This is a genomic window from Gordonia sp. i37, from assembly GCF_002043085.1.
Lineage (GTDB): Bacteria > Actinomycetota > Actinomycetes > Mycobacteriales > Mycobacteriaceae > Gordonia > Gordonia polyisoprenivorans.
This window is the reverse complement of sequence record NZ_MVPX01000222.1, coordinates 1-14,901: the sequence shown is the minus strand read 5'-3', so window position 1 is coordinate 14,901 and position 14,901 is coordinate 1. Positions and strand designations below refer to the sequence as shown.

Genomic DNA, 14,901 nt, shown 5'->3' with positions numbered 1-14,901 from the left:
ATGGCGGTGGGCACGCTGGCGATGTTCGCGCCGGGCATCGTCGCCCTGTTGCCGGCGCTCGTGGCGCAGCGATTCGACGGAAACGCCTCGATCACCGGCCTGCTGTTCGCCGCGGTGGCCACCGGCGCGATGCTGGGCGCGATCACCAGCGGTTGGCTCGGCGGACTCCGACGGCCGGGCGTGGTGTTGCTGGCCGCGCTCACGCTGACCTTCGTCATCATGATCGCTTTCGGACTCGCGCCCTACGCGTGGCTGATGCTCGGCCTGCTCGTCGTCGTCGGGTACTTCGAATCCGTCCAGGAGGTGCTGCGCTACACCTTGATCCAGCAACACACCCCAGGTCCACTGCTCGGTCGCGTGAACGGGATCTGGATGGCGCAGGAGGTGGGCGGGGTGACGGTCGGCTCGCTGGTCGCCGGAGCGTACGGAGCCATCTGGGTGGCCTCCGACGCGGTGATCTACTTCGGGCTGACGCTGCTGGTCCTGTCGCTGATCTGCGCGGTGGTCCTGCGCTCGCTGGTGCGCGTGCGCGGCGAACGCCCGACCGCGATCCCCGTGTCCTGACCCGCACGGTCAGCGGGTGAGCAACTCCCGCAACTTCTTTCGGCTGACCTTACCCACCCCGGTCTCGGGGAACGCCTCGATCACCTCGATGGCGTCGGGGAGCTTCCATTCGGCGAGGCCGGAGTTGCGGACGAAGGCGCGCAGGCCCGCCAGGGTGGGTGGGTCGTCGGTGTCGACGGGCACCACATAGGCACAGGTGCGCTCGCCCAGGTACGTGTCGGACGCGGCGACGACGATGGCGTCGCGGACAGCCGGGTGGGCCAGCAGATGCTCCTCGACCTGTTCGGCCGAGACCTTCTCACCGCCGCGATTGATGCGGTCGGCGGCCCGCCCCCGCACCACGAGGTTGCCCTGCGCGGTCAGTTCGACGACGTCACCGGTGCGATACCACCCGTCGGCGGCAAACGACTCCGGGCTCGCGTCGCGCCAGTAGGAGCGAATCGTGTAGGGGCCCTGGGTTTCCAGGAAACCCGGACCGTCGGTGACCGGCGCCCTGTGCTCGTCGACGAGCCTCATCTCGTCCAGCGGCGACATCGGTCTGCCCTGCGTGGAGGTGATCTGGTCGTCGGGGTCGTCGAGCCGCGTGTAGCAGACCAGACCCTCGGCCATCCCGAACACCTGCTGCAGCCGCACCCCCAGAGCGGGGCCGATCCGCCGCGCCAACTCGTCCGGACACCGCGCGCCGCCGACCTGCACGGTCTGCAGGCTCGACAGGTCCAGCGAGGTACCGGCCTCGGCAGTCTCGGTCCACAGCCGGGCCAGCGGTGGCACCAGGCCCACCATGGTGACCCGTTCGCGCGCAACGAGTTCCCAGGCGACCGACGGCGTCGGGCTCGGCGAGAGCACCACCGTCGCGCCGGCGTACAGCGCACCGAGGATGCCCGGGGAACTCATCGGGAAATTGTGCGCGGCGGGCAACACGACGAGATAGACCGTGTTCTCGTCGACACCGCAGACCTCATTGCTGCGCCGCACGCTGTACAGGTAATCGGCAGCCGTGCGCGGGATCAGCTTCGGCACTCCGGTACTGCCGCCGGAGAGCTGCAGGAAGCCGAGCTGCTCGGGATCGGCGCGAGGATGCTCGAGCGGTTGCGCCCAGAGCTCCTCGAAAGTGTCCGAGTCGATGAGCAGCCGCACCGAGTCGACCGCGTCGGCCACGCGTTGTGCCAGAGCCCCGTAGTCGACGCCGCGACCGCTCGCCGGAGAGATGATCGCCACCGCTGCGGCCGAGCGGGCGATGCCGACCAGTTCGGTCTCGCGGTGGGCGGGCAATCCGAAGACGGGCAGGGCGCGTACGCGGAACAACGCGAACACCGCCTCGACGTAGGCCACCGAGTTCGGGATCTGCACGATCACCCGGTCGTCGGCTGCGATACCCAGGCCGACCAGCCCGGCCGCCAGCCGCTCGACGCGTTCGTCCAACTCGGCGTAGGTCAGCGAGCGCTCGTCGTCGACGACGGCGATCTTGTCGGCGAAACGCCGGTCGCGGGCTCGCGTGGTGAGGATGTCGTCGAAGTTCTCGCCCGTCCAGGCACCTGTCGTGCGGTACTTCTCGGCGAGTTCGGGGGGCCAGGGTGTCGCGTGCACAAGGTGAGGCTACCCTAATGCTGTGGCCATTCCCCCGATCGCTCCGTACCAGATACCCGTGGGCCCCTTCCCCGCCCGCGTGGAATGGACGTTGCAGCCAGAACGCGCCGCGCTGCTGATCCACGACATGCAGCGCTACTTCATCGACGCCTACCGGCTCGACCACGAACCGATGGCCACGGCACTACCCAACATGATCGCGATCCGCGAAGCATGTTCGGCGGCAGGCGTTCCGGTGGTCTACACCGCCCAACCCGGCGATCAACATCCGTCGCGACGCGGCATCCTCTCCGACTTCTGGGGCAAGGGACTCTCCTCCGGACGCGACGAGGAGATCATCGAGCAACTCACGCCACGTGACGGTGACATCTGCGTCACCAAGTGGCGATACTCGGGTTTCCAGCGCACCGACCTACGCCAACTGCTCGCCCACCACGGCCGCGACCAGTTGATCATCGTGGGGGTCTACGCCCACATGGGCTGCATGATCAGCGCCACCGACGCGTTCATGAGCGACGTCGCCCCCTTCTTCGTCGTCGACGCGATGGGTGACTTCTCCCGCGACGAGCACCGGATGGCCGCCGAGTACATCGGCAAACGCGCCGGACGGGTCGTCCGCGCCGCACAGGTGTTGCGCGCTGTGCAGGTAGCGGCCACAGAACACGCCTCCGACGGTGTCGGCACGGATCGGTCCGGAGTCACGGCGTGACCGGAGGATCCACCGCCGGGCCGGCCGGGCTGGCCGGTGAGGTCGCCCTGGTGGCCGGCGCCGCGGGCGGCATCGGGTCTGCCGTCGTCGACGCCCTGAGGGCCGCCGGTGCGACCGTCATCGGATGGGACCGTCAGCCCGACACCGATATTCGTGCCGTCGACGTGACCGATCGCGACGCCGTGCGCGCCGCCTGGGACGAGCTCGACACCGAACACGGTCCGATCGGTGTGGTGGTCGCCGCCGCCGGCGTGATGAGCGACGACTGGGACACCTGCATGGCCGTCAACGCCGGTGGCGTCCGCAACCTCCTCGACGTGGCCCTGCCCTCGATGACCGCCCGTCGACGAGGCTCGGCGGTGGTCGTCTCCAGCAACGCCGCCACCGTGCCGCGCACCGCGTTACCGGCGTACGCGGCATCCAAGGCTGCCGCGACCTCCTACGCACGGTCACTCGGGCTGGCCGCGGCCCCCTCCGGCGTACGCGTCAACATCGTCTCCCCCGGGTCGACCGACACCCCCATGCTCCGGGGTATGTGGGCCTCCGATGCCGATCGCGACACGGTGCTCGTCGGCGACGCCGCCCGCTTCCGGTTGGGCATACCGCTCGGCCGGATCGCCGACCCGGCCGACATCGCCGAGACCGTCGTCTTCCTCGCCTCGGATGCGGCGCGCCACGTCACGCTGCACGACCTGCGGGTCGACGGAGGTGCGACGTTGGACATGTGACCCCGTCGCCACGGGCAACGCCGCACCGGACGACACCTCGCCCGCCGAAATCTCCACTCCTCCTACACAACTGATTGGATTCTCGTGAAGAACACACGACCGATGCTGCGCGGCCTGGTGGTGGCCGTCGCGGTGGGCCTGATCGCCTTCCTCGGCGCCTGCTCCTCTCCCGACGACAACTCGGCACAGAGCAGTTCGTCGTTCACCCCGGTGACCATCGATCACGAATACGGCTCGACGGAGATCACCGCCAAGCCCACCCGCGTGGTGACACTGCTCAGTGACTGGACCGATACCCTTGCGGCACTGAACATCCCGATCACCGCGACGTTCGTCCCGCAGGGCACGCCGACGTTTTCGTGGACCCCGGCCAACAACGCACAGGTTGTCGAGGTCGCCGACCCGACCCAGGTGACCGTCGCCGAACTGGCCAAGTTCAACCCGGACCTCATCCTGGCCGGCTACCTCGGCAGCGAGGACCAGTACAACAAGCTCAAGGAGATCGCCCCGACGATCCCGGTATTGACCAAGGGCGCCACCGCCGACACCTGGGAGCAACTGACCACGACGGCCGGCAAGATCTTCGGCGTCGGCGATCAGGCACAGAAGCTGATCGATGACACCAACGGTGAGATCTCGACGTTCAAGTCGGACAACGCCAAGGCCCAGGGCAAGACCTTCACCTTCGCGCAGGTGGGCCCGACCGGTCAGGTCGGTGCCATCAACACCACCAAGGATGCTGCCGCCGGCCTCATCGCCCAACTCGGCTTCACCCTGAACCCGCAGGTCGCCGCACTGCACAACGGTCAGGCCACCCGTGCGCTGATCTCGCCGGAGCGGATCGACCTGCTGAACTCGGATCTGCTGGTCGTCTATGTTCCCGGCGGCAACAACGCCGTGGTGAACCAGGTGCCCGGCTGGAGCAACCTCAAGGCGGTCAAGAACGGTACGGTCGTCTACCTCGACGACAAGACCCAACCGGCGTTCAGCGTGCCCAGCGCGCCGTCAGTCGGATTCGTCATCGACACCCTGAAACCGGTCGCCGCCAAGCTCTGACCCGCGTGCGACCGACCCGCTGAAGAACACCGGCGCCGCACCTCGAGGGTGCGGCGCCGGTGCGCGTTCGGGGGTGTCGGGTCAGCGGTTGTCGAAGGTCTCGATGATGCGCTGCGCGCCGAGCGTCGGGGTCAGCGTGGCCTCGCGCACCTGCTGCTCGACCTCGGCACGTACCGCCTTGACCTCCGGGGAATCGGCGAGTCGTGCCAGCACGGTCTCGCGCGCCATCTCCCACATCCACTCGATCTGCTGACGATTGCGTCGGGCCTCGAATTCACCTGCGGCGAGCAATGTCTCGCGATGACGTTCCACCGCCGCCCAGTACTCGTCGACGCCGGTGTTCTCCAGCGCACTCATCGTCTGCACGGGTGGAAACCACAGTGCGTCGTGCGGATAGATCAGCCGCAGCGCGTTCTTCAGCTCGCGGGCGGCCGCATTCGCCTCGGTGAGATGTTTGCCGTCGGCCTTGTTGACGATGATCACGTCGGCGAGCTCGAGGACACCTTTCTTGATGCCCTGCAACGAATCCCCGGTGCGGGCCAGGGTCAGGAACGAGAACGTGTCGACCATGTTGGCCACCGCGACCTCCGACTGGCCGACGCCGACGGTCTCCACCAGCACCACGTCGAAACCGGCGGCCTCGACGAGAACGATCGACTCGCGGGTGGCCTTGGCCACCCCGCCGAGCGTGCCGGACGTCGGTGACGGCCGGATGTAGGCACGCTTGTCCATCGACAACCGGCCCATCCGGGTCTTGTCCCCGAGGATCGACCCGCCGGTACGCGTCGAGGACGGGTCGACGGCGAGTACCGCGACCTTGTGCCCCTGCTCGATGAGATGCAGTCCGAGTGCTTCGATCGTGGTGGACTTGCCGACACCGGGGACGCCGGTGATGCCGACCCGAAACGACTTGCCCGAGTGCGGAGTCAGACGCAGGAGCAACTCCTGCGCCGCGGCGCGGTGATCGGGCCGACGCGATTCGACGAGGGTGATCGCGCGGGCGAGGTCCGCGCGACGGTCCTCGAGGATGGCCTCGGCGAGCGCATCGACGTCGACCCGTCGGCGTACCGCTGCCCGTGTGCCGCTCTGGTCGGTCACTCGGAAGCGACTCCGGCGAGTTCGAGCCCGAGATTGTCGGCGAGCTTGCCGACGAGTTCGACCGCCGAGTCGGCGATGACGGTACCGGGCGGGAAGATCGCCGCGGCACCTGCCTCGTAGAGCTCCTCGAAATCACCGGGCGGGATCACCCCACCGACGACGATCATGATGTCGGGGCGGCCGACCTCCTCGAGCGCCTTGCGCAGCGCGGGCACCAACGTCAGGTGCCCGGCCGCCAGCGAGGACACACCGACGACGTGGACGTCGTTGTCGGCGGCCTGCGTGGCGACCTCCTCGGGGGTGGCGAACAGCGGGCCCACGTCGACGTCGAAGCCGAGGTCGGCGAATGCCGTCGCGATCACCTTCTGCCCGCGGTCGTGTCCGTCCTGGCCCATCTTGGCGACCAGCACGCGCGGGCGCCGACCCTCCGCCTCGGCGAACTGCTCGACGATCTCCGTGGCCGCCTCGACGCCGGTCACCGCACCCACCTCATGTCGATACACCCCGCTGATGGTCTTGATCTCTGCCTGATGGCGACCATAGACCTTTTCCAGCGCCGCGGAGATCTCACCGACGGTTGCCTGCTGCCGGGCGGCCTCGATGGCCAGTGCCATCAGGTTGTTCTCCATGCCGCCGTCGTCGCTGGCCGCGGCGCGCGTCAGATCGGCCAGGGCCGCCTCCACCGCCGCCGAATCCCGGCCTGCGCGAAGCCGATCGAGCTTCTCGAGTTGTTCGGTGCGCACCTTGGAGTTCTCGACCTTGAGAACCTCGATCTCCTCGTCGTCGTCGACGCGGTACTTGTTGACCCCGATGAGCGGCTGCTGACCGGAGTCGATGCGCGCCTGCGTGCGGGCGGCGGCCTCCTCGATCCGCAACTTCGGCAGACCCTCGTTGATCGCCTGCGTCATACCGCCGGTCGCCTCGACCTCGGCGATGTGCTCGCGGGCCTTCTGGGCGAGCTGATGGGTCAGCCACTCGACGTAGTTGCTGCCCGCCCACGGATCGATCGGGCGTGTGGTACCCGATTCCTGCTGCAACAGCAGCTGGGTGTTGCGGGCGATGCGGGCGGAGAAGTCCGTCGGCAGGGCGATCGCCTCGTCGAGGGCGTTGGTGTGCAACGACTGGGTGTGACCCTGGGTGGCCGCCATCGCCTCGACGCAGGTACGGGCGACGTTGTTGAACACGTCCTGGGCGGTCAACGACCACCCCGAGGTCTGCGAATGTGTGCGCAGCGACAACGATTTCGGGTTCTTCGGATCGAACTGGGCGACGAGTTCGCTCCACAGCAGACGCGCGGCACGCAGCTTGGCGACCTCCATGAAGAAGTTCATCCCGATGCCCCAGAAGAACGACAGTCGCGGGGCGAACTTGTCGATGTCGAGCCCGGCGTCGAGGCCGGCGCGGATGTACTCCACACCGTCGGCGAGGGTGTAGGCGAGCTCGAGATCGGCGGTGGCCCCGGCCTCCTGGATGTGATAGCCGGAGATGGAGATCGAGTTGAACCGCGGCATCTTCTGGCTGGTGTACTCGAAGATGTTGGAGATGATCCGCATCGACGGCTTGGGCGGATAGATGTAGGTGTTGCGGACCATGAACTCCTTGAGGATGTCGTTCTGGATGGTCCCCGCCAGCTTCTCCGGCGGCACGCCCTGTTCCTCTGCAGCAACGACATACAGCGCCAGGATGGGCAGCACCGCACCGTTCATCGTCATCGACACCGACACGCTGCCGAGGTCGATGCCGTCGAAGAGCTGGCGCATGTCGAGGATGGAGTCGATCGCCACACCCGCCATGCCGACGTCACCGGCGACGCGTGGATGGTCGGAATCGTAGCCGCGGTGGGTGGCCAGGTCGAAGGCCACCGACAGGCCCTTCTGCCCGGCCGCCAGGTTGCGGCGGTAGAAGGCGTTGGATTCCGCCGCGGTGGAGAAGCCCGCGTACTGACGGATGGTCCACGGCTGGTTGACGTACATCGTCGGATACGGGCCGCGGATGAACGGCGCCGCCCCGGGTACCGAATCCAACGGATACGGGTGGGCGCCGTCGGTGGTCACCGCATCCCGGTCGGCGCGGGTGTACACCGGCGTGACGTCGATCTGCTCGGGGGTGCTCCAGGTGACCTGCTCGGTGCTGTAACCGTGGGCGGCCGAGAGGTCCCCGATCACCTCCGCAGCCGCGTCGGCCGGTACCGCCGGCACCTCGACGGCGAGGTCGACGTCGGCGAAACTCGGTATCGCGGTTGTCTGTTCGGTGTTGGTCATGCGCTGGCTCCCGAGGTGGCGGGGACGGAGGGGACGAGCCGGTCGAAGAGGTCGGTGAGGGTGGCCACCGCGTCGATGCCCACACGCAGCGAGCCATCGGGGCGGTCGTCACCGGCGGGCCATTCCTTGTCCGGTCCGGCGAGCAGCACGTGCGCCAGACCCGCTGCCCGCGCGGCGGCCAGCGCCGCCGGACCGTCCTCGGCGTAGCGCGCCTTGGCGCCGCACAGGACGGCGATCGGCGTGCCGGTGTCGGCGATCGCGGTGGGGATGGTCGACGCGTCGAGCGGCCCGGGGTTCACCGCCTCGATCCCGCCCGCCGCGAGCAGATTCGCGACGAACGTGGTGCGGCCGTTGTGCTCGGCCACACTTCCCAACGGCAGCAACAGGATTCGCGGACGGGTGCCGGTGTCGGCGAACTGGGCGTCGGAGCGATCCCGCAACTGCTCGAAGGCGCGTCCGACGCGGGCCAGTCGCGGGGTCGCGCCGACGAGGTCGGTCGTCGTGGCCGGGGCGCCGGTGATCGGCTTCTCGGCGAGATTCGGGAACTCGTTGACCCCGGTCACCGATTCGCGACGATGGGCGACCGCCACGTCCCGGGTCTGCAACGACTCGGCGACACGCTCGGCGATCCACCCCGAGTCGAGGGCGGCGCGATATCCGCCCTGCTTCTCGATGTCACCGAAGACCGCCCACGCGTTCGCGGCGAGGTCGTCGGTGAGCGATTCGACGAACCACGATCCGCCTGCCGGATCGAGCACGCGTCCGATGTTGGACTCCTCGAGGAGCAACAGCTGGGTGTTGCGGGCGATCCGCCGGGAGAACGCGGCTCCGGAGGTGCGTGCATCGGCGGGCAACGCGGCGTCGTACCGCAGGACGGTGACCTGGTCGGCACCGCCGATGCCGGCACCGAAGGCGGCGATGGTGCTGCGCAGCATGTTGACCCACGGATCACGCTGGCTGTACATCGACAGGTCGGTGACCGCATGGGTCAGCGCGCCACCGGACGTCGGTGCGCCGATCACCTCGGCCACCCGAGCCCAGATACGCCGCAGCGCACGCAGTTTCGCGATTCCGGCGAACTGATCGTCGGCGACCGAGACGGCGAAGGTGAGCTGTTCCAGCGCGGCCGCGGGGTCGAGTCCGGCGGCGGTGAGATCACGCAGATGCGCCACCGCGGCAGCCACCGACAGGGCCAGTTCGAGTCCGTTGTCGGCACCGGCGGTGGCGAAGTCGGTGCCGTCGACCCGGAGGGTGCGAACCGCGGCGCCGTGCGCCCCCGCGACCTCGACCGCCAGTTCCGTGGCCGCCTCGGGTGCCACCGTGGGCCGTCCCGAGTATGCGGCGGTCAGCGGTGAGAGCCCGAGGGACAGCGTCGTCGCCGCGGTCGGCGCGGCGGTGTTCGCGCCCGCGGGCGCACCGTCGAGGACGGCGAGCAGGGCGCGTGCGGCCTCGATACCCGAGGCGCCGGCGTCGAGGGTGATCGGCACGAGGTCCAGGTAGACACCGGACAGCACGGTGGCGAGGTCGTCGGCGGTCAATGCACCTCCGACGGCCAGCCACAGGCCGCTGGTCCCGTTGTTCATCGCCTCGAGGATCTCGGTGTTGACCTGTTGGGCCGATGCCGGATCGTCGCCGAATCGTTCGGTCACCCGCCAGCCGGTGAGGACGTCGCGGTGCGGGTCGGCCCCACGGACGTAGGGGAAGCCACCGGGGACACCGGGTTCTGCGGTCTCGTCTCGGCGCGTGTAGAGCGGGCGGACGGTCAGCCCGTCCCGGGTCTGCGTGGACAGCAGTGCCTCGGGGGTGTCGGGGAGATCATCGACCTCGACGCGCCGCGACTTGGCGAGCACCCCGGCCGCGGCCCGCGACCATGTCTCGTATGCCTCGTCGAGCGCCTGTCGGGACTGCTCGGGCTGTTCGCTGTGCTCGGGCATCGTGCTGCACACACCTCCATCATGCGCTCGGTCGAGAGCGTAGTTGACCTTAGCCGATCGCTCGCTCGGTACCGCACAGTAGGCCCGTGTCGTGACGTATGCCACGTCCGACACGCCTGGCCCGGCGGACTCGGCCGCGATCACGCGGGAGCCGGTCGAGCGGACCGCCCTAGAGTGGAGCGGTGCGTAACGATCGCAGTGGTTCCGGCGAGTCCGTGGCACCCGCCTCGCCCGAGCCGCCGATCCCGTCGGGGTCGCCGGGCCGGTCCAGAGATGCGATGACCACCCAATCGCGCCGCAGTATCCGCAACGCGGTCCTCGGACTCGTCGCGGTGTGCGCGGTGCTGGCCATCTCCTATCTCGTTCCCCTTCCCTCGGTCGGCAGTGTGCGCGCCTGGGGCGAGAATCTCGGGCCCGCCTTCGTCTGGGTGTTCTTCGGCGCCTACGTGGTATGCACGGCACTGCCGATCCCCCGCACCATCTTCACCGTCATGTCGGGGATCTTCTTCGGTCCCGTCGTCGGCGTGATCGGCGCGATGATCTCGGCAACCCTGGCGGCGTACCTGGCGTTCCGGGTGGCCCGTGGTGTCGGGCGGTCCCGCATTCAGCCATTCCTGCAGCGGCCGGTGATGCGAGCGGTCGAGTACCGGCTGGCCGCGCGCGGCTGGCTGGCCGTCGGGTCGCTGCGGCTGATCCCGGTCTGTCCGTTCTGGCTGCTGAACTACTGCGCGGGACTCTCCTCGGTGCGCACCGGCCCCTACCTGCTGGCGAGTGTGACGTGCATGGCCCCGGGAACCGTGGCGGTCGTGCTTCTCGGCGACGCGCTGACCGGTCGACAGAACCCGTGGTTGCTGGCTCTGAGCGCCACGTTCTTCGCGATCGGGGTCATCGGGCTCGTCGTCGACGTGCGGACACCCCTTCGGCCATCAACTTCTCAAACTTGATTTATCCATATCAAGTCATTTTGCTTGATATACCGATGACAAGTCCTCATACTTGTGGCATGAGGCACCACGGGCCGCGGGGTCCCCGCAACCGCAGTCGCCGCAACCGCCCTGTCGGTGGCGGGTGATCTGCTGTGTTCGTGATGACGATCGACCAGCGCCGGAGCCGGACGGACCGCGACCGCGTTCCCGACCTGCTCACCGCCGTTGCCGACACCCCGGTCCTCCGACCCTTCGACCGCACCGCAGGCGACGAGGTCCAGGCCGTACTCACCGACCCGGACGCCGTCGTCGCCGTCACCCTGCTGCTGGCCGACGAGGGACATTGGAGCATCGGCATCGGCATCGGCGACGTCGAGACACCGCTCCCTGCGCAGACCCGGGCGGGCCGCGGTGAGGCGTTCGAACATGCGCGGGCCGCGGTGGAAGCGGCCAAGGCCGCGCGGCCACCGCTGGCGGTGCGCGGAGCGTCCCGGTGGGCCGAACACGCCGACACCGCTCTGCGTCTGCTCACCGAGATCGTGATCACCCGCTCGGCCGCGGGCCGGGAGGCCGTGTCGCTGGTCCGTGGCGGCCTGCGACAGACCGCGGCGGCCGAAGAGCTCGGCATCACCCCGCAGGCCATGTCGCAGCGATTGCGGGCGGCGCGCTGGGAACTGGAGTCGCCCACGCGAGATCTCGTCGCCGATCTCCTCGCCCGCGCCGACCGACCCGCCGAGGACCCCCGATGACCGCCACCGCCATCACGGTGCTCATCGTGATCGCCGCGCTCCCCGGGGCGGCGATGGCGCTGCACCGTCGGCTCGGCAACCGCGAGTGGATCGATCCGGCGTCGAGCGTCGTCTCGTTGCTGCTCGCATCGGTGGCCGCACTGTGCGCGTGGTCCGGTACCGCACCGACCACCCACGCCGTGTCCGTCATCGGATCCCTCGCGGCCACCACGGCCGCGGTCACCGCCGGCGGCGCCATCGTCCGATCGGTACTCATCGCCGGAGGCGTCACCAGAGCCCCGGCTCGCACCGCACCGCCCGCGGGTGGGCCGGACGAGCCCGAGTCCGGTCCGCTCCGTGGTGGCCGGGTGATCGGATACCTCGAACGGCTCGCCGTCGTCGGAACCCTGCTGCTCGGTTGGCCGGAGGGGCTGGCGATCATCCTCGCGGTCAAGAGCCTGGCCCGGTTTCCGGAACTACGCGCGCCGCATGCCAGCGAGCAGTTCATCATGGGCACCTTCGCCTCGGTGCTGTGGGCGTGCGGGATGGCCGGCGTGGGGCACCTGCTGGCCGTGTGACCGCGGCCGGCACGGTCCGATAAGTCGGGCTGGTCGGTTTCTCGAGCCCGAAATATCAAGCGCTGAGCGGACTCTCAGCTGATTGACGGCGAGGGGTCAGATCCGGGACGCATACTCGCGCGAGTGGGTTCGCACACGTACGGACACGGCGTCTCGTTACTCGACGGCTGGTTGCCGCTGACCATCGAGATCGTCGCCATCGTCCTCCTGGTCCTGGTCATCGCACGCCGGTCGCGACGATGGTGGCTGCTCTGGATTCCGGTGAGCGTCGGGGTCGGCGCACTGACGGTGTGGGCCGCATACGAATACTGGTCCTCAGAGGGTATGTCCTCCGACCCCGCACCGCAGCTCTTGTGGTGGTGGATCGGCGCGCTGGGTGCCGCCGTGGCGCTGGTCGTCGTCGGTACACGACGCACCCAGTGGTGGCGCCGGGTGGCATCGGTGTTGTCGGTGGTCGCCGTGCTCGCGGCGGCCGCGCTCAGTGTGAACCAGTGGGTCGGCTACTTCCCGACCGTCCAGGAGGCGTGGGCGCAACTGACCGCCGGATCGCTGCCCGACCAGATCGACAACTCGACGCTGGCCGCCGATCGCAACACCGTGCAGACCACCGGCAAGGTGGTCTCCATCGACACCGGTTCGGCGCACAGCGATTTCGCCCATCGCACCGAATACGTCTACCTGCCACCCGCGTGGTTCGCCGGCCCCACCCCGCCGACCCTTCCGGTCGTGATGATGATCAGCGGCGAATTCAACACCCCCGCCGACTGGATGCGCACCGGTCATGCCGTCCAGATCATCGACGCCTACGCGCGGACGCATCACGGACAGGCTCCGATCCTGGTGTTCCCGGATGTGGGCGGAAGCTTGAACAACGACACCGAATGCGTCAACGGGCCCCGCGGCAACGTCGCCACACATCTGACCGACGAGGTCCGTCCGGCGGTGATCTCGCAGTTCCACGCATCGCCTGCCGCCGCCAACTGGGGTGTGGTCGGCTGGTCGATGGGCGGCACCTGCGCGGTGGACCTGGTGACCATGCACCCCGATGAATTCACCTCGTTCGAGGACATCGCCGGCGACGCCGCCCCCAACTCCGGGACCACGAGCCAGACGGTCAGCCGGCTCTTCGGCGGCAGCACCACGGCCTACGCCGACTTCGACCCGGCGACGGTCATGGCGCGCCACGGTCGCTACACCGGGGTCTCGGGGTGGTTCGACGAATCCTCCGGCGGCGGCTGGGGTCCCGGCGGTTCGGGGCAGCACGGCGGGCACCACCCGGGACAGGGTGGCCGGGGCCAGGGGAAGTGGGGTCAAGGACAAGGGGGCCAGGGACACGGGAATCAGGGCAAGTGGGGTGGCCCGGGCCAGGGTGGCACCGGACTCGGTGGCCGCGACGGCGGTGGGCACATCACCCCGGGGTCGGAGCTGACCGCGGCACGAACGCTGTGCACCGACGGTGAAAAAGTGGGCATCACCTGTTCGATCCATCTGCAATCGGGCGGGCACACATGGCAATTCGCCGAGCAGGCCTTCACCGACGCGCTGCCCACCATGGCCGCCGAGATCGGGGTACCCGACGCCGGTCCGGTGCCGGCGACCACGACGCACACGCCCTCGGGCACCGCACCGAGTGCCCCGTCGGCGTCGGTGAACGCGATGTCCGCACCCTCGTCCTCGCCACCGGCGTGAGACCCCGCCCGGCGTGGAGCCGGACGACGCGGACCTAGGGCGTGTCTCCCAATTCTGAGTGTTGTTGTAGCGCATGATTTTGGGTGTGTCGAGATTTCAGGTGTTCACAGATGAGCAGTGGCTACTGCTCGAAGCCATCTTGCCATCGTCGGATGGTGTGCGAGGCCGTCCTTTTCGCGATCACCGCCAGGTGATCGAAGGAATCGTTTACCGGGCGCGCACCGGCTGTCCGTGGCGTGATCTGCCTGCGGAGTTCGGTCCGTGGCAGACGGTGTGGAAGCGCCATCGCCGCTACAGCGGGGATGGCACCTACGACAAGATTCTGGCTGCGCTGGCCGCCGATGCCGATGCACTTGAGCTCCTCGAATGGACGGTGTCGGTCGATTCCACCGTCGCCCGCGCCCACCAGCACGCCACGACCCTCCCACGCCACACAGGGGGATCTGTCGAATTACACGAATCCTGTCGACGAGCCGGCTGACCACGCACTGGGCCGCTCCCGCGGCGGCATGACCTGCAAAGTCCACGCTCTGGTCGACGGACGTGGACTGCCACTCGTGGTCTTGTGTGGTCCAGGACAGGGCGGTGACTCGCCCATGCTCGAGCCCCTGCTCGACCAGCTCAAAGTCGCCCGTCCCGGACGTGGGCGGCCACGAACCCGCCCCGAGGCGATACTGGCCGACAAGGCCTACTGCGGGCGTGCCCACCGCGAAAACCTGCGCCGACGCGGCATCCGGGCCATCATCCCGCAACGCGACGATCAGATCGCCAACCGCAAGAACAAGGGCTCCGACGGAGGGCGCCCGATTTCCTTGGACAAAGAAGCCTACAAGGGCCGCAACGTCGTTGAGCGCTTCTTCAACCGCATCAAGCAGTGGCGCGCAATCGCCACACGCTACGACAAACTCGCCCTAACCTACCGCGGCACAGTCCTTCTCGCCGGAATCCGACTCTGGACGCAAACCCTCACACAATAAGGAGACACGCCCTAGGAGCTCGGCTCGCCGGCGTCGGTCGGGGCCGCCGATTCGACCGCGGGTGCC

At 68.6% G+C, this 14,901-nt stretch carries 12 protein-coding genes and 1 pseudogene; 9 read left to right on the top strand and 4 right to left on the bottom strand.

Translation table 11 applies throughout. The features are described from left to right. Positions 1 to 564 (top strand): MFS transporter (locus B1964_RS10220; RefSeq protein ID WP_139765694.1); only part of this gene is annotated, 564 nt, incomplete at its 5' end. 9 nt (positions 565 to 573) lie between these two features. On the opposite strand, the gene B1964_RS10215 is transcribed toward B1964_RS10220, so the two are convergent. Then, positions 574 to 2,151: an AMP-binding protein gene (locus tag B1964_RS10215; protein ID WP_079929685.1), complete on the bottom strand. Its 1,578-nt coding sequence runs from the start codon at positions 2,149 to 2,151 to the stop codon at positions 574 to 576. A 22-nt stretch (positions 2,152 to 2,173) separates the two neighbouring features. Here B1964_RS10215 and B1964_RS10210 point away from each other — a divergent pair, with 22 nt between their 5' ends. The 3 genes from B1964_RS10210 (at position 2,174) to B1964_RS10200 (ending at position 4,644) form a co-directional block, all read left to right on the top strand. Then, the gene (locus B1964_RS10210; RefSeq protein WP_020171367.1) at positions 2,174 to 2,860 is read left to right on the top strand and encodes an isochorismatase family protein; all 687 of its coding nucleotides are present in this window, start codon (positions 2,174 to 2,176) and stop codon (positions 2,858 to 2,860) included. Continuing rightward, positions 2,857 to 3,588 carry an SDR family oxidoreductase gene (locus B1964_RS10205; RefSeq protein WP_079929684.1) on the top strand — a complete coding sequence of 244 codons (732 nt, stop codon included), beginning with the start codon at positions 2,857 to 2,859 and terminating at the stop codon, positions 3,586 to 3,588. Before B1964_RS10210 ends, B1964_RS10205 begins: the two co-directional genes overlap by 4 nt. 84 nt (positions 3,589 to 3,672) lie before the next feature. Further along, positions 3,673 to 4,644 carry an ABC transporter substrate-binding protein gene (locus tag B1964_RS10200; protein ID WP_079929683.1) on the top strand — a complete coding sequence of 324 codons (972 nt, stop codon included), beginning with the start codon at positions 3,673 to 3,675 and terminating at the stop codon, positions 4,642 to 4,644. An 81-nt stretch (positions 4,645 to 4,725) separates the two neighbouring features. On the opposite strand, the gene meaB is transcribed toward B1964_RS10200, so the two are convergent. The 3 genes from meaB to B1964_RS10185 are packed head-to-tail and all read right to left on the bottom strand — an operon-like array spanning position 4,726 to position 9,937. Then, positions 4,726 to 5,742 carry a methylmalonyl Co-A mutase-associated GTPase MeaB gene (meaB, locus tag B1964_RS10195; protein WP_079929682.1) on the bottom strand — a complete coding sequence of 339 codons (1,017 nt, stop codon included), beginning with the start codon at positions 5,740 to 5,742 and terminating at the stop codon, positions 4,726 to 4,728. Next, positions 5,739 to 8,003, bottom strand: coding sequence for a methylmalonyl-CoA mutase (gene scpA / locus B1964_RS10190; RefSeq protein WP_014359996.1), 2,265 nt, complete (start codon positions 8,001 to 8,003; stop codon positions 5,739 to 5,741). Before scpA ends, meaB begins: the two co-directional genes overlap by 4 nt. Further along, positions 8,000 to 9,937: a methylmalonyl-CoA mutase family protein gene (locus B1964_RS10185; protein WP_079929686.1), complete on the bottom strand. Its 1,938-nt coding sequence runs from the start codon at positions 9,935 to 9,937 to the stop codon at positions 8,000 to 8,002. The genes scpA and B1964_RS10185 overlap by 4 nt, the downstream gene beginning before the upstream one ends. 278 nt (positions 9,938 to 10,215) lie before the next feature. Between B1964_RS10185 and B1964_RS10180 the strand changes: the two genes are divergently transcribed. From B1964_RS10180 to B1964_RS10160, 5 genes and pseudogenes are all read left to right on the top strand, one after another. Then, complete coding sequence (locus tag B1964_RS10180; RefSeq protein WP_006370111.1) at positions 10,216 to 10,881, top strand: TVP38/TMEM64 family protein; 666 nt, start codon at positions 10,216 to 10,218, stop codon at positions 10,879 to 10,881. 134 nt (positions 10,882 to 11,015) lie between these two features. After that, positions 11,016 to 11,612 carry a hypothetical protein gene (locus B1964_RS10175; protein WP_006370110.1) on the top strand — a complete coding sequence of 199 codons (597 nt, stop codon included), beginning with the start codon at positions 11,016 to 11,018 and terminating at the stop codon, positions 11,610 to 11,612. Continuing rightward, on the top strand, positions 11,609 to 12,169 hold the full coding sequence (locus tag B1964_RS10170; RefSeq protein WP_079929680.1) for a hypothetical protein: 561 nt from the start codon (positions 11,609 to 11,611) through the stop codon (positions 12,167 to 12,169). The genes B1964_RS10175 and B1964_RS10170 overlap by 4 nt, the downstream gene beginning before the upstream one ends. 123 nt (positions 12,170 to 12,292) lie before the next feature. Next, on the top strand, positions 12,293 to 13,858 hold the full coding sequence (locus B1964_RS10165; RefSeq protein WP_079929679.1) for an alpha/beta hydrolase-fold protein: 1,566 nt from the start codon (positions 12,293 to 12,295) through the stop codon (positions 13,856 to 13,858). A gap of 85 nt (positions 13,859 to 13,943) precedes the next feature. Continuing rightward, positions 13,944 to 14,835, top strand: a pseudogene (locus B1964_RS10160) (IS5 family transposase). Positions 14,836 to 14,901: the final 66 nt, after the last annotated feature.

Coding starts and splice junctions, on each gene's coding strand:
- scpA (WP_014359996.1), bottom strand. CDS start 8,003: ATGACCAACACCGAACAGACAACCGCGATACCGAGTTTCGCCGACGTC.
- B1964_RS10185 (WP_079929686.1), bottom strand. CDS start 9,937: ATGCCCGAGCACAGCGAACAGCCCGAGCAGTCCCGACAGGCGCTCGAC.
- B1964_RS10180 (WP_006370111.1), top strand. CDS start 10,216: ATGACCACCCAATCGCGCCGCAGTATCCGCAACGCGGTCCTCGGACTC.
- B1964_RS10170 (WP_079929680.1), top strand. CDS start 11,609: ATGACCGCCACCGCCATCACGGTGCTCATCGTGATCGCCGCGCTCCCC.